We start from the raw sequence: 14879 nt of genomic DNA on the forward strand, positions 1-14879 counted from the left end.
TCAGTCCTCCAGAAGCGCACCGGACAGGTGCAGGATCGCCTCGAGCACGCCGCCGCCGACGGCGGTCGCCTTGTCCGAGACCGTATAGCAATTTTCCACATTGCCGCGCGGGTCCACGTCGCCGGACTTCATGCCCTTGCGGACGGGGATGCCGTCGGCGATCAGGCCGCGGAGCACGCCGTCGATGGTGCAGACCATCGGCTCGCCGGACACATAGCCCGCGACGTCGCCGGCCTTCACAAGGTCGCCGATCCTGCGCACGGAGCGAAACGCGCCGTCCGCAGGCGCGCGGAGCACGCGCTCGCCGGCAAAGCCGCCGATAAGCCCGGGGACGTTTGTGTTCGGAATAGCGCTGCCGGAGTAGATGACGCGGCCGAGCGTGTGGCCGCGCATGGTCTCGATGACCGCGTGGCAGTCCTCCCCCGCCGTGAAGCCGGGGCCGACGCCGACGACGACCGGCGCGTCGGTGATCCTCGTGCCAAGGTTGCGCTTGGCAAGGATAGCGTCCACCAGCGCGTCCGGCGCGAGCGCTTCACGGCAGGCGCAGCCGTGGTCGGCGAGCACAGGGACAATGCCCTGCGCGAGCAGGGCGCGCGCCTCGTCCGCGTTTGCAGCCAGACGGGCGGTCACATCCTCGACCGTCGTTTCGCCGTAGACGATGGCTTCGGAGAAGGCGACCGTGCGGCGGATGGCCGTCGGGCGCTCCAGATCGGTCAGCACGACCCGGATGCCGCTGCGCCAAAGGCGCAGCGCGATGCCGGTGGCGAGATCGCCAGCCCCGCGGATCAGCGCAAGCATAGATATACCCCCTTGTGCAGGCTCCCCGCCGTGACCGGACAGGTAAGCCGGTTCGCGAGCGCGGCGGCGCGGTCGTAGTCCTCCGCCGTCTCGACCTTATTGATGTAAACGCGGTCGCCGAGACCCTCGGCGAGCAGGACCGCGGCCTCCAGCTCCGGCGTGACGTCCGTCTCCTCTGAAGCGCCGCAGCGCGCGGCGTATAATTCCGAGCGGTGGCAGACCGCGCGGATGGGCTTGCCGAAGCCGTCCGCACCGACGACCAGCACGACGCGCTGGGCATTTGCCGGAATGACCGGCTCATGCGGCGCGTGCGCCTTGAGCGGCAGACGCCTGGAGCCGTCGGCCTCAACGAGCACATAGTCGGCGAGCCGCGCGAGCGCGTCAAAGGAGAGCGACGGCGCTCCGAGCTTTCCCTCGGCGGACGGCTCCCCGACGCAGACCGCGCCGTGCGCGCTGAGCGCGGCGGAGACCTCCGCTTCACTCGCCCGCTCCAGCACCTCGTACTGCGTCGGGCGCATGGTGTGGGTCGAGGTGCAGAGAAGGACCGTGCCCTTTTTCCGCAGCTCCTCCGTGAGCGTATAGAGCAGCGTCGTTTTTCCGCCGCCGCCGATGAGCGCGGTGACGCCGCGACCGATATTCAGCAATGGCGCGATCTGCATAGCAATACTCCTTTACAGATGCTCCGCGCGGTGGCGGATCATCTCGGCCGCGACGCTGATGGCGATTTCCTCCGGCGTTTCAGCCAGGATCGGCAGACCGATGGGCGCGTGAACGCGGTCGATGTCCTGCTGCGAGAAGCCCGCCGCGGCGAGCCTTTCGCGCGTGAGCGTGACCTTCTTCCGGCTGCCGATGCAGCCGATGTAGGTCGCCGGCGTGCGAAGCACCTGCTCTAAGATCTCGTAGTCCGCCTGATGGCCCGGCGTCATGACCACGGCATAGTCGTCGGCGGTCAGCGAGACCTTGTCAAAAATACGGCAGAAATCGCCGACGACGATCTCATGCGCCGTGGGGAAATGTGTGGGGCTTGCCAGCTCCGCGCGGTTATCGTACACCGTGACCTCAAAGCCGATATAGTGCAGCACCGGGGCGAGGGCGCGGCCGACATGGCCCGCGCCGAAGAGGTAGACGCGCCCCGCGCGGACGATGGGCTCGACAAAGGTGCTGCCGTCCCAGTAGGGTCGGGAGGTAAAGAAGCCCTCCGTGCCGTGGCGCAGCTCGTCCGCCGTAAGGAGGCGAAATTCGCGCAGCGTCTCGCCGTCGAGCACGAGGCAGAGCCATACGTTTCTGCCGCTGCCGAGCGCGTCGCGCCAGACGCGCAGCACTCCGATCTGCGCGGCGTTCTCAGGCGAAATATACTGGAACCAAACCGTCACGTCGCCGCCGCAGACCATGCCCGTGCTGTTCGCTGCCTCGGGGTGGAGCGCAAAGTCCCGCAGGGCGTTCCGTTTCCCCTCCAGCAGCTCGCGCGCGAGGAGAATGGACTGCCGCTCCACCGCGCCGCCGCCGACCGTGCCGAGCGCCGTGCCGTCGGCAAAGACCGCCATGTGTGCACCCACACCGCGCGGGGAGGAGCCGTCGGCCTTCAGGATGCTGCAGAGCATCACGCCCTCGCCGCGCGTCAAAGCGGAAAGCATTGTGTTTAAAATCTCTTTCATTGCGTTATCCTTTATAAAGAATGGTTTTTGGGTATTATAGCAACGATCTGCCGGCAATGCAAGTCTCATTCACAGCGCCTTTGACAAATGAAAAAATTTCCTGTAAAATATGGGAACCTTTTTGGGTTTTCTGCGTCTATATGTCTCGGCGTCACTTCTGTGACCGGCAAAATACATTTTCCAAGGAGAATCAACACGATGAAAAGAACACTTTCCCTCATGCTCGCGCTTGTCATGGCCGTTTCGCTGATGGCCTGCGGCAAAAAGGACGACGGCAAGAGCAACGCCGACGCTCCCGCCGACTCCCTTGCCCTGCTCACCAAGGTTTGGGACAGCTACACCGACGACGAGAAGTTCCCCGCTGCCGGCGGCGACTATGAAACCAGCGTTGACGATGCCCCCGGCGCGTTCGACCCCTCCAACGCGGACAACCTTAACTTCCTGCTCACCGTGCCGACTGAGGACGCCTCTCTCATCGACGACGCCGCCTCCCTCATGCACATGATGAACGCCAACACCTTCACCTGCGGCGCGCTGCGCGTGAAGAACGGCGACGACGCGGCGAAGCTCGCCGAGGACCTGCGCGACGCCATCCAGAACAAGCAGTGGATGTGCGGCTTCCCCGACAAGCTGGTCATCGCCACGCTGGGCAATTATGTCGTCTCCGTCTACGGTGACGAGGAGCTGGTGAACACCTTCCGCGATAAGCTTCAGGCGGCGTATTCCGACGCTGCCATCGCCTATGACGAGATGATCGGCGAAGGTGAGTTCTCCGACGGCGAAGACACCGCCCTTGAAGCGCCTGTCGCCTAAGCGCGCAATAATACAGCAGCGCCCGAACCGCTTTGGTGCGGGCGCTGTCCATTTCAAATGAGGAGCCAACCGTATGCTGTTTTCCAGTATTCCCTTCCTTTTCTATTTCCTGCCCTGCGTGTTCGTGCTCTATTTCCTTGTTCCGATGCGTTGGAAAAATACCGTGCTGCTGCTCGCAAGCCTGTTCTTCTACGCCTGGGGCGAGCCGAAATTCGTTGTTTTCATGCTCGCGTCCATCGTACAGGGCTATGTGCTTGCCCGTCTGGTGGAGAAATACCAGGCGGACCGCAGGCGTGCGAGGCTCTTTCTGACGCTCTCGCTCGTGTTCAGTCTGGGACTTCTGGGCTACTGCAAGTACGCGGACTTCTTCCTCTCCGGCTTTAACGCGCTCACGGGGCTGCATATTCCGCTGCTCCGCGTGGCGCTGCCCATCGGCATCAGCTTTTATACGTTTCAGATCCTCAGCTATGTGGCGGACGTCTACCGCGGCGACGTGAAGGCGCAGCGTAATTTTATCGACCTTGCCGCCTACGTCGCCATGTTCCCGCAGCTCATCGCCGGCCCCATCGTGCGCTACTCGGACATTGCCTCTCAGCTGGAGCATCGCACCCATTCCCTCGCGGACGTTGCCGCCGGCGCGCGGCGCTTCGTGCTGGGGCTGGGCAAAAAGGTGCTGCTGGCGAACGTCTTTTATGAGCTTATCACGACGTTCAAGGCGAGCGGCGACCGCTCCGTGCTCTTTTACTGGCTCTACGCCGCCGCCTGCGTGCTGAACATCTATTTCGATTTCTCCGGCTACAGCGACATGGCCATCGGCCTTGGGCGCATCTTCGGCTTCCGCTATCTTGAGAACTTCGACTATCCCTACATCTCCGCGAGCATCACGGAGTTCTGGCGGCGCTGGCACATGAGCCTTGGCTCATGGTTCCGCGACTATGTATATATCCCGCTCGGCGGCAACCGCGTGAGCAAAGCAATGTGGCTGCGCAATATTCTGATCGTCTGGCTGCTGACCGGTCTCTGGCACGGCGCGGCGTGGAACTTTGTGCTGTGGGGGCTATTCTTCGCCGTGTTCCTGACGGCGGAAAAGCTCTGGTACGGCAGGGCGCTTGCGAAAACGCGCGTTTTCAAGCACATCTACGTTCTGCTGCTCGTCATTGTGAGCTTTGTGCTCTTTGACGCGAACAGCGTCGGCGAAGCTGCCGCGGCCATCGGCGGACTGTTCGGCGCGGCGGGCGTGAGCGCGATCGACCCGATCAGCCTGTACTACCTCCGGAGCTTTGCCGTGGTGTTTCTCATCGGCATCGTCGGCGCGACGCCGCTGCCAAAGCGGGCCGTGGAAAGGCTTGGCTCGACCAGAGCCGGAGCAATGGTCGTCGATGTGCTCGAGCCGCTCGTGCTCGTCTCTGTGCTCGCGGTCTCGACCGGCTACCTTGTGGACGGCTCATTCAATCCGTTCCTGTATTTCCGCTTCTAAGGGGGTGCGAGGATGAACAAACGCATCAAAAATATTGTGACCGTCGTGCTCCTTGCCGCGTTTCTTTTCGGCTTCGGGGCATGGGCGGCGCTCAAGCCCGCCGACAGTCTCTCGCTCAGCGAGCGGCGCAGGCTCAAGCAGCTTCCCGCCGTCCGCATGGACGCCGTGCTCAGTGGCAAATTCATGTCCGACTTTGAGGGCTATGCGCTCGACCAGTTCCCTCTGCGCGACGAGTGGCGCACGCTCAAGGCGCTCAACCGGCTCTACGTCTACCGGCAGAAGGACAACAACGGCGTTTATATCAAGGACGGCTATGCCGCAAAGCTCGAATATCCGATGAACGAAAGCTCCATCGACCACGCCGCCGAGCGCTTCCGCTACCTCTACGAGAATTTCATGGCGGACGTTGGCGCAAGGGTCTATCTCTCCGTCATCCCCGATAAGAACTACTTTCTCGCGGAGACGAACGGCTATCCCGCCATTGACTACGAAGCCTTCGTCGAGGCCCTGCTGGAGCAGACGGACTTCGCGCAGTATATTGACCTCTTCGGTCAGCTGACGTTGGACGATTACTACCGCACGGACTCCCACTGGCGGCAGGAAAGGCTGCCCGCCGTGGCAGCGTACCTCGCGCGTGAGATGGGCGTGACGCTCACGGACGAATACACGGAGCAGGTGCTCGACCGCCCCTACTACGGCGTGTACTACGGCTACGCGGCGCTGCCCATGCAGCCCGACGAGCTGCGCTATCTCACGAGTAAAACGCTGGAGGACTGCACGGTCTACAACTACGAGACCGGCAGGCCCGGCGCGGTGTACGACATGGAAAAGGGCGCGGGGAACGACCCCTATGAGCTGTTCCTCTCCGGCTCGGTCTCCCTCCTGTCGATCGAAAAACCGAACGCCGAAACCGACCGCGAGCTGATCGTCTTCCGCGACTCCTTCGGCAGTTCCCTTGCTCCCCTGCTCGCCGAGGGCTACGCAAAGATCACGCTGGCGGATATCCGCTATCTTCCCTCCTCCCAGATGGGCAAGCTGCTGGACTTCACCGACGCGGACGTGCTGTTCCTCTACAGCGTGCCGGTGCTCAACAACAGCGATACGCTGAAATAAGGACGCAAAAAAGCGCCGCAGCCGCGGCGCTTTTTTCTCTGTCTTTCTTTGCTCAGTCGTTGATGGTGCTGAGCATTCCGAAGTATTTTTCGTGCTTTTCCTGATACTCGCGGTTGAACACCGGGTCGTTGCCCTGATGCAGACGGTGGATATACTCGTGATGGCTGTTCATAACCGAGGGATCGAACTGCGAGATGGTGTAGACGCCGAGGTTGGAGCACTGGTCGGCGATACGCTCGGCGTTGATGAGAATATCGAGGAACACGAGTCCCGCGTAGACCGTACACTGCCCGTCGCGCAGGCGGCGGATGTGGTTGGTGCGGAGCGTCGCCACCATGTCGTCCACGACCTCCTCCACCGGCTCGATGCGGCGGGCGGTCTGCGCGTCCACGGCGGTGAAGCTGCGGTAGGCGTAGTCCATGATCTCGCGCAGAGCCTCGCCGAGCACCTGCAGCTCCTGCTGCGCGGTCTCGGAAAATTCAATGCCCTTGCCGCGCAGCTCCTCGGCATTCTCCGTGAGGTTCACGGCATAGTCGCCGATGCGCTCAAACTCGGAGAAGCATTGGATGTAGTAGTTCAGCAGGTCGTTGCCGTGTCCCGGCGGAACGTGGCTGGAGAGCTTGATGAGATAATTGTCCACGCTGTCGGCCAATGCGTCGATGTGGTCCTCGTTGCGGTCGATCACGTCGATGGTATGCCGGTCGAAATGATGCAGAACGTCCAGCGCGCTCATCACGCCCGTACGCGCAAGGCGCGCCATGGCGCCGATGGCGTCCGACGCGGCGGAGAGCGCCAGCGCGGGCGAGGCAAAGAATTTTTCGTCGAGCTGGGAGAGCTCGTGGTCGACGTTCTCGCCGATCTGCTGATCGTCCTTGACGAGGACGCGGGAGAGCTTTTCAAACTGCCCGCACACCGGCAGGAGCAGGATCGCGGTGGAAAGGCGGAAGATCGTGTGGACGTTCGCGATGGCGCCGGAGGTCATCGTCTGCCCCCACAGGCCGTCGAGCGCGCCCGCATGATGCAGGACGGTCAGCGCCGTGATGATGATGACGGAGGCGCAGAGGTTGAAGATGATGTGGACGACGCCCGTGCGCTTGGCGTCCGCCTTCGAGCCGATGGAGCAGACGATGGCGGTGGTCACGCAGTCGCCGATGTTCACGCCGATGATGATGGCATAGACCGAGCCGAAGGTCAGCGCGCCCGTCATGGAGAGCGCCTGCAGGATGCCGATGGTCGCCGACGAGCTTTGAATGAGGAAGGCAACGCCCGTACCGGCGAGAAAGCCGAGCACCGGCGCGTCGGCAAGGCCGGAGAACATCTGTGCAAACGCGGGCGACTCACCCAGTGGGCTGACCGCTGCTGTCATGTTCAGAAGGCCGGTAAAGAGGATGCCGAAGCCCATCGTGATGCTGCCGACGGTGTCGCTGTGCGGCGTCTTGATGGCCATGATGAAGAGGATGCCCGCGATGGCGGCGAGGGGCGCAAGCGTGGAGGGCTTGAAGATGTTGAGCCACGCGCCGCCGTCGGCGTTGAGGTCGAGCAGTCGGATGATCTGACCCGTGATGGTCGTGCCGACGTTCGCACCGAGGATGATGCCGATGGACTGGTGCAGCGTCAGCACACCCGCGCCGACAAGGCCCGAGGTGAGCACGATGGTCGCCGTCGAGCTCTGAATGACCGCCGTGACCGCAAGGCCGAGCAGGAAGCCGACGAGCGGATTGTTCGTCACCTTCTCCATCGCCGCCTTGAGCGCACCGGACGAGCCCTTCTTCAATCCGTCGCCCATGAGCTGCATACCGTAGAGAAACAGCGCCAGCCCGCCGAAGAGCGAAATAAAGTTAAAAATCGTCATACCGTCACCAATCTTCTGTGTGTTCCCGATCCGTATTTTACAGTTCCCGTGGCAGAGATGGCATACTGCGCCAAACTCCACCAAATATTATGGTAGCAGAAATTTACAGAATTGCAAGGATTTTCGCAGAAAAGTCCCATATAATTTCCGTCCATATCTTTCTGCTTGCAATTTGACTTTCCTGTGGTACAATAACGGAAGAAAATGCCACTGCATTTTGAGGAGGTTTTACCATGCTCAACAAGTCCAATCCCATCGGCGTGATGGACAGCGGCATCGGCGGACTGACCGTCGTGCGCGAGCTGCAGCGCATCCTGCCCGGTGAGGACATCATCTACTTCGGTGACAGCGCCAACTGCCCCTACGGCAACAAGACCGCAGATCAGATCTTTGAGCTGAGCTGCCATATGCTCCAGTTCCTCGGCTCCAACGGTGTGAAGTGTACCGCCGTGGCGTGCAACACCATCTCCACGATGGCGGAGCGTCTTCGTCCCTGCTTCGACTTCCGCATCATCAGCATCGTGGAGGAGGCCGCCAAGTACGTCATCCGCGAGAAGCTCTCCAGCGTCGGCCTGATCGGCACGGAATTCACCGTCGCCTCCGGCAAGTATGCCGAGCTCATCCATCAGGGCAACCCCGACTGCCATGTGGTCGGCAAGGGCTCTCCCCTGCTCGCGGCGCTCGTGGACCGCGGCGACTTCAACCAGCACGACATCAATCTTGAGATCACCACGCAGGTCGACAACATTCTCTCCCGCGAGAAGGTCAGCGACCTGATTCTCGGCTGCACGCACTACCCCATCGTGGAGGAAAACTTCCACGAGTGCTATCCGCAGCTGCACCTTATCAACCCCGCGCTCGAGCAGGCGAATGCCGTCAAGGCGTACCTCGCCGAGCAGAATGCCCTGAACCCGCAGAAGAAGGGCACCTTCACCATCTGTACCAGCGGCGACCCGCAGGTGTACGTCAACGTCGGCAAGCGTCTCGGCCTCTTTGAGGCGAGCGAGCTGAAGGTCGTTCACATCTGAAAACAGCAAAAGGAAAGCGCAGCCGGCGGCTGCGCTTTCTCTTTGCCTTTTTTACTTTTCGCGCTTGCGGAGATAGTATGCCGCCGCGGCGACGACCTCAACAGCATAGACGCCATAGAACACCATGTTGATGTGCTTTGCCTTCTGCCGCGCCAGCGACATCGCCTCCTGCGTGTAGACGGTGACGGGCAGATAGCCGTCTGCCTTTGGCCCTGTCCGCCACAAAACGACCGAGCGGTTGCGCCAGATGAAGTAGCAGAGCACATTTCCGTTGTCGTCCTCAATGGTCGCGCCCTCGGTCTGCGAGCGATAGATCGGCGTGTCATTCTCGTAGTAGAGCGGGCTTTCGGCAACGGCGGTATCCGGCGCAAACCCTCCGCCGCTGTCATAGGTCGGCTTGACGGGCTTTCGCATATAACGCTTGAACGAGTCAAAGTCCGTGAACTCCACGCCCTCGGCGAGCCGCCTTGTGTCGCCGAAGCCGACGAGCGCGCGGTTGATAAAGGCGCTCAGCGCCAGCGCCGCGCAGAGCGTGAGCGCTGTGGTGCGCAGGAGCCTGTCGTTTTTGCGCTGCGCCTCCGTTTTCTCCTCCGGCGGGAGGAAACTCTTTTTCACCAGCCGCCGCTCGACGAGCCGCACAGCAAGTACGCCTGTGACAAGAGCGGTAAGCAGAACCAGCGCTGCCTGCCAAAAATCAAGTGAGATCCCGACGCCCGTGCGGCTGACGGTGAAGCCGTTTATTGTAACAGGGTGGAACGCCCACAGCAGCGGCAGCGTGCAGGCAAAGAGCACCCATGCGGCCCCGTAGGTCCGCTCCGCGCCGCGGACGACCGCGCGGCGGAAGGCGTCCACATCCTCCCCCTCCTCGTCGTGTATGGCAAGGAGCGCGGCATTGAGCTGCACGGTCTCAACGGCGGCCGCCGCGACAAAGAACACCGCGCCGAGGAAGAAGCCGAGCAGCGCGCGGTCAAGGGCACTGTTGCACGCCATCGCCACAAGGAAGCCCGCGGCGGCAAGCGCGAGCGCGATGCAGCAGCGCGAGCGAAAGCGCGAAAGGCTCGCCGCGAGCAGGTGCTTTTTCTGCTGCTCGCCCTTTGGCGTGGACTGTGCGCCCTGCTCCTCCCCCGCCGCGGCACGTTCGCCGCGCAGCAGCTCGTCGCAGGTCACACCGAACACCTCCGCGATGACCGGAATAAGCGCAAGATCCGGCGCACCGTCGTCGCGTTCCCAGCGGGAGACGGACTTGTCCGACACGTTCAGCCGCTCCGCCAGCTCCTTCTGCGTCATGCCGCTCGCGCGGCGCAGGGCCGCGAGGAAGCTGCCCATTGTTTTCTTTTCCATAAAAGCGACCTCCTTTTGGTCTTTGGATGGCTCGATTCTACCGCCGCGTCAGAGAGAATGCCACCCAACGGAGCGGGACTGTCTCTCGCCGTGCGAGAATTTTACTCCTTCCCGGCCAATTTCGGCAGCTCCCAGCCGACGAGCAGCGGCCCGCGCCCCACGGTGATGCGCGCCGTCGGCGCGACGATGTGGTTGCTCACGCCGAGCGGGAAGCCGCAGTCGATCGTCCCGTCCGTGAGCGGATATTGCAGCCCCTCGAGTGTGATGTGCTCGGCGCGGTCGCCCATGCTGAAGAGCGAGACAATGCCCCAGTCCACCTCACGCTCGAGTGCGAGCGTTTCGTTTTCGATCACCGTGTAGACGAAATTTTGGTCGTAGAGATAGCCCCGCGCCCGGTGGCGCAGGAGAAAGGCGAGCGACTGGAGGTTGGCGAGCGTGTGGTCGAGCCGCGCGCCGCCCGTCGCGCCGTAGAGATAGAAGGTGTCACAGCCGCGCTTGAGCCCCTCGCGGAGCGCAAGCATGGTGTCGGTGTCGTCCTTCTCGACCGGCACGCGGATGCAGTCCGCCGGCGCTTGACGGACGTCCATCGAGTCGAAGTCTCCGAGCACAACGTCCGGTCGGACGCCAAGGCGCTCACAGAGCAAAAGCCCCGCGTCCGCGGCGATCTGAAGATCGCCCCCGCGCGGCGGCTCCCGCAGGCCGTAAAAGGTGCCCGCGGCGTAGATAAAGCAGCGTTTCATGGTTTTCCCTCCCCGGGATGGTTTATGGTTCTTATTGTAACGTAAGCCGCGCACGATGGCAAGCCGTAAAAATTGTGCAGATTGCCCCTTGACAAACTCGTTCAAAAACCTATAATAAAACTCGACAATTCCAAGGGGCGCTGGCGCAAGCCGGCTGAGATCGGGGCGTAACGCCGTCCCAGTCCCTCGAACCTGATCCGGGTAATGCCGGCGTAGGAATGCGAAGGATATTGATGAGGTATGCCGCATTGCGATCGCCGCAATGCGGCATTTTTTCATCGGACCATTGGGGTTGATCTTTTCAGAAAGCAGGAGAAAAACCATGACCCAAACCAAGACCCGCGCCCTCACCGAGGGCGCACTGATGGTGGCCGCCGCCACCGCGCTGAGCTATGTCAAGCTCCTTGAGCTGCCGCAGGGCGGCAGCGTGTGCATCGGTATGCTGCCGATCTTCCTCTACTGTGCCCGCTGGGGCTGCAAGGAGAGCTTCCTCGCCTCCTTCGCCTACGGCCTTCTGCAGCTCATTTTCGACGGCGCTTACGCCTGGGGTCCGACCTCGATGCTGCTCGACTATGTGCTCGCCTTCGGCGTGCTGGGCGTAGCCTGCCTGTTCCGCAAGCAGAAGGGCGGCGTCTTCGTCGGCACGGTCGTCGGCTGTGTGTGCCGCTTCATCGTCCACTTCATCAGTGGCGTGACCATCTACCGCATCTATGAGCCGACCGAGGTCTTTAATACGACCTTCACCAACCCCTACCTTTATTCCGCCGTCTACAACGGCAGCTACATGGTGATCGACCTGGTGCTCTGCCTCGTCATCACCGCGCTGCTCTACCGCCCGTTATCCCGCTATTTTGCGCCGCAGGAGACAGTCGCGGCAGTAAAGAGAAATCAGGGGCCTGAGCTCTAAGGCAGCACCGCGCAACTGCGTCTGCGCAGCGCTGCCCCAAAAAAGCAAAAGGGCGGGATCCCTCTCCCCGCCGACAGACTGTCAGGAGAGCCGTTCCAAACGGAACGGCTCTCCTGCTTTTTATAGACTTTTCAACTCCACCGGTGTGCCGACGGAGCGGGCGATGGCGTAGATCTTCGCCACATCCTCGATATACTCGGCGTTGAGATACGCCTGCGCGAGGTCGCCGCCCACGGCGAGCACGCCGTGGTTTGCGAGCGTGCAGCCCCTGCGTCCCTCAAGCGCCGGAACTGCGTTCAGCCCGACCTCCTTTGTGCCGGGCGTCGCGTAGTCCGCGCAGCGGATGTCGCCGCCGAGGAACACCAGCGCCTCAATCAGCACGGCGGGGATGGTCCGGTGGTTCACGGCGAAGGCCGTGGCGTAGGGCGAATGGGTATGGAACACGGCGTTCACATCGGGACAGCCCTCATACACCGCCGCGTGCATCCGCCACTCGCTCGAGGGCTTCAGATGTCCCTCGACCACCGTGCCGTCAAGCCGCAGGACCACAATATCCTCCGCGCGCATCACGTCGTAGCGCACCGAGGTCGGCGTGATGAGCATGAGGTCTTCCTCGCGCAGATAGCAGCTCATATTCCCGCTCGTGCCGGAAAACAGTCCCTCATGAAAGGCCTGCAGGGAACGGTCCACGATCTCCTGCCGCAGCTCTGTGATCGTTTTCATCGTCTCCTCCTCACACCACAAGGTTGTGCTCGTCGATGTGCCCGTCGGTGAAATAGCGGTGCAGATCGTAGGGCGAATAGATGCCGAGATCGGTCACCACGCCGGAGACCAGATGCGGCGGCGTGATATCGAAGGCGGGATAATAGCCCTTCACGCCCTCCGCCGCCGTGCGCACGCCCATTGCCTGCAGGGTGAAGTTCGGGTCGCGCATCTCGATGTGTACCGTGTCCACGGTCGGATGCCCCTGATCGGGCGCGCCGGTGACGAAGTACGGGATGCCCATGTACTTGGCGACGATGGCGTTCTGGAACGTGCCGACCTTGTTGACCACATGGCCGTCGCAGCAGATAGCGTCAGCGGCGGTGGTGAACACGTCCACGCCCTCGCGCTGCATGACAAAGGCCGGCATATTGTCGGAGATGACCGTTACATCAAAGCCCATGTCGCGGCAGACCGTCGCGGTCAGGCGCGCACCCTGAAAATAGGGGCGCGTCTCGGGGCAGAAGAGGCGGATATGCTTCCCTCTCTCGCTGCATTCGCGCAGCATCATGCCGACGATCGTCTCGGCAAAGCAATGCGTCATCACCGTGCCGTTCTCGGGGAACAGATCGACAAGGTACTTACCGATCTTCGCCACGCGCTCGTAGCGGGTGTTGTTCAGCTCGACCGTTTTGTTCACGATGGCCTGCGCCGTGTCCTCGCCCGCGGCGAGGGCACGCTCCGCCTCGGCAAGACAGAGGTCGCACAAAAGCGCCATGCGCTTGACCGTCGTGGGCCGCGCATGGGAAATGGTGTGCGCCGCCTTTCGCAGATATTCCATCTGCTCCGCGGCAGTCTTATCGCGGCACTCGTGCGCCGCGAGCGCCATGCCCATCGGCACGGCGGTGTACGGTCCCGCGCTCTGCGTCACCATGTCGGTGATGGCCTGCGCAACCTCCTGATGGGTATGGCAGGTGACAAATTCGACCCTCGCGGGATAGATGCGGCGGTCAAGTATTTTCACTTTACCATCCTCGTACCACGCGATGTTTTCATATTGCAGCATAAAGGCTAAATCGTGATCCGCTCTCTGCATCGTTCTCCTCCTTACGCATAAAGCCGCTTGACCGCCGCGCGGGCCTCGTAAAATACCTTCTCGCGGTCGAGCGTCTTGTATTCGCCGTTTTCGTACAGAATTTTTCCATCCACCATCGTCAGCACCACGTCGGATGAGTGGGCCGCGCAGGTCAGCAGCGCGGGGGTATCAAAGTTCGGATAGAGGTGGGGCTTGTCCAGATCGAGCGCAATAATATCCGCCTTCTTCCCCACCGCCAACACGCCGGTATCGCTGCGCCCCTGTAGTCTTGCACCGTTGACCGTTGCCATGTCCAGCACCTCGGCGGAGCTGACCTCCGTCGGGTCGTGGCGATATCCGCAGGGCATGATATCGGCCAGGTGCATTTCCTCGAACATATCCAGGTTGTTGTTGCTCGCCGCGCCGTCCGTGCCGAGGGCGAGGTTGACGCCCGCATCCATCAGCTTCCGCACCGGCGCGAAGCCGCTGCCGAGCTTGAGGTTGCTCGTGGGATTATGGATAACATTCACGCCGTGGCGCTTCAGAATGGCAATATCCTCGTCGCTCACGGCGACGCAATGCGCCGCGGCGGTGGGACTGTCCAGCGTCCCCAGCTCCTCGAACCACGCGACAGGGGACTTGCCATAGCGCGCGATGCACTCATTCACCTCACGCTGCGTTTCGGAAAGATGAATGTGCATCCGCCCGCCGTGTGCCTTGCAGAGCTCGCTGTAGGCGCGGACGATGTGCGGCTTGCAGGTATACTCCGCATGAATGGAAAAGTCGATGCGGATGCGCCCATTTTCGGCGTTGTGGTACTTTTCAAACAGCTCCACCGACTGTGGGATCTGCGTGTTCTGCTCCACGGTCTGGTTTTCATCAAAGCACTGCACGCAGCGGCTGATGTTTGCCTTCATGCCCGCTTCCGCGACGGCGGCGACCGTCTCGGCGGGGAAAAAATACATATCCGAAAAGCTCGTCGTGCCGCTCGCCAGCATCTCGAGGATGGCAAGACGGCTGCCCGCCGCGATGTCCTCGGGCACCAACCGGTCCTCGATGGGAAAGACCTTGTCGAACAGCCACTCCTGCAGGGGCAGGCCGCTGCCCACGCCGCGCAGCAGCACCATGGGCGAGTGATTGTGGCAGTTGATGAGGCCAGGCATGAGCAGCTTATGCTCCATGCTTTTGTGCTCCTCATACTCCCCCGTCGGTTTTTCCGTGCCGATGTAGTCGATGGTATCGCCGCGCACCCCGAGGAAGCCGTGCAGCGTCGAGTACACGCCGTCTTCCCCGCGCAGCAGAAGATCGCAGTTTTCAAAAAGAATGCTCATAATAGTCTCCGTTTCGATTAGTGCATTGATTCTACCACGCATACACG

Annotated in this window: 14 protein-coding genes and 1 riboswitch; of the genes, 5 read left to right on the forward strand and 9 right to left on the reverse strand. The window is 61.9% G+C overall.

All coding sequences use genetic code 11. The annotated features are described in order from the left end of the window. The 3 genes from yqeB to KQI17_RS01200 are packed head-to-tail and all read right to left on the reverse strand — an operon-like array spanning window position 1 to window position 2453. Window positions 1-798: a selenium-dependent molybdenum cofactor biosynthesis protein YqeB gene (gene yqeB / locus KQI17_RS01190; RefSeq protein WP_216494375.1), complete on the reverse strand. Its 798-nt coding sequence runs from the start codon at window positions 796-798 to the stop codon at window positions 1-3. Further along, the gene (gene yqeC, locus KQI17_RS01195) at window positions 786-1457 is read right to left on the reverse strand and encodes a selenium cofactor biosynthesis protein YqeC (RefSeq protein WP_216494376.1); all 672 of its coding nucleotides are present in this window, start codon (window positions 1455-1457) and stop codon (window positions 786-788) included. The genes yqeB and yqeC overlap by 13 nt, the downstream gene beginning before the upstream one ends. Window positions 1458-1469: 12 nt before the next feature. Next, a complete protein-coding gene (locus KQI17_RS01200; RefSeq protein ID WP_216494378.1) occupies window positions 1470-2453 on the reverse strand; it encodes an XdhC family protein in 984 nt (327 codons plus the stop codon). A 198-nt stretch (window positions 2454-2651) separates the two neighbouring features. Between KQI17_RS01200 and KQI17_RS01205 the strand changes: the two genes are divergently transcribed. The 3 genes from KQI17_RS01205 to KQI17_RS01215 all read left to right on the forward strand — a co-directional run bounded on the left by KQI17_RS01205 (window position 2652) and on the right by KQI17_RS01215 (window position 5856). Beyond that, complete coding sequence (locus KQI17_RS01205; RefSeq protein ID WP_216494379.1) at window positions 2652-3266, forward strand: lipoprotein; 615 nt, start codon at window positions 2652-2654, stop codon at window positions 3264-3266. A 73-nt stretch (window positions 3267-3339) separates the two neighbouring features. After that, on the forward strand, window positions 3340-4743 hold the full coding sequence (locus KQI17_RS01210; protein ID WP_216494381.1) for an MBOAT family protein: 1404 nt from the start codon (window positions 3340-3342) through the stop codon (window positions 4741-4743). Between the two features lie 12 nt (window positions 4744-4755). After that, a complete protein-coding gene (locus KQI17_RS01215; protein ID WP_216494383.1) occupies window positions 4756-5856 on the forward strand; it encodes a DHHW family protein in 1101 nt (366 codons plus the stop codon). Window positions 5857-5908: 52 nt separating this feature from the next. Here the strand turns inward: KQI17_RS01215 and KQI17_RS01220 are convergent, their stop codons facing one another. Continuing rightward, a complete protein-coding gene (locus tag KQI17_RS01220; protein ID WP_216494384.1) occupies window positions 5909-7708 on the reverse strand; it encodes a Na/Pi cotransporter family protein in 1800 nt (599 codons plus the stop codon). A 233-nt stretch (window positions 7709-7941) separates the two neighbouring features. Between KQI17_RS01220 and murI the strand changes: the two genes are divergently transcribed. Then, window positions 7942-8736 (forward strand): glutamate racemase, encoded by a 795-nt coding sequence (murI, locus tag KQI17_RS01225; protein ID WP_216494386.1) that lies wholly within the window; start codon window positions 7942-7944, stop codon window positions 8734-8736. Between the two features lie 51 nt (window positions 8737-8787). Here the strand turns inward: murI and KQI17_RS01230 are convergent, their stop codons facing one another. Next, window positions 8788-10077 (reverse strand): helix-turn-helix domain-containing protein, encoded by a 1290-nt coding sequence (locus tag KQI17_RS01230; protein WP_216494387.1) that lies wholly within the window; start codon window positions 10075-10077, stop codon window positions 8788-8790. Between the two features lie 101 nt (window positions 10078-10178). After that, the gene (locus KQI17_RS01235; RefSeq protein ID WP_216494389.1) at window positions 10179-10817 is read right to left on the reverse strand and encodes a thiamine diphosphokinase; all 639 of its coding nucleotides are present in this window, start codon (window positions 10815-10817) and stop codon (window positions 10179-10181) included. A 123-nt stretch (window positions 10818-10940) separates the two neighbouring features. After that, window positions 10941-11053, forward strand: a riboswitch (TPP riboswitch). Window positions 11054-11139: 86 nt separating this feature from the next. Between KQI17_RS01235 and thiT the strand changes: the two genes are divergently transcribed. Further along, window positions 11140-11724, forward strand: coding sequence for an energy-coupled thiamine transporter ThiT (gene thiT, locus KQI17_RS01240; protein WP_216494391.1), 585 nt, complete (start codon window positions 11140-11142; stop codon window positions 11722-11724). Between the two features lie 120 nt (window positions 11725-11844). Here the strand turns inward: thiT and KQI17_RS01245 are convergent, their stop codons facing one another. Genes KQI17_RS01245 through KQI17_RS01255 form a run of 3 tightly spaced genes read right to left on the reverse strand, consistent with a single transcriptional unit; the run spans window position 11845 to window position 14832 of the window. Further along, window positions 11845-12447: a class II aldolase/adducin family protein gene (locus KQI17_RS01245; protein WP_216494393.1), complete on the reverse strand. Its 603-nt coding sequence runs from the start codon at window positions 12445-12447 to the stop codon at window positions 11845-11847. A gap of 10 nt (window positions 12448-12457) precedes the next feature. Then, window positions 12458-13522, reverse strand: coding sequence for an S-methyl-5-thioribose-1-phosphate isomerase (locus KQI17_RS01250; RefSeq protein WP_216494394.1), 1065 nt, complete (start codon window positions 13520-13522; stop codon window positions 12458-12460). Window positions 13523-13533: 11 nt separating this feature from the next. Continuing rightward, a complete protein-coding gene (locus tag KQI17_RS01255; RefSeq protein WP_253285616.1) occupies window positions 13534-14832 on the reverse strand; it encodes an amidohydrolase in 1299 nt (432 codons plus the stop codon). Window positions 14833-14879 lie beyond the last annotated feature (47 nt).

It is taken from the genome of Oscillibacter sp. MSJ-31 (genome assembly GCF_018918025.1).
GTDB lineage: Bacteria > Bacillota > Clostridia > Oscillospirales > Oscillospiraceae > Hominicoprocola.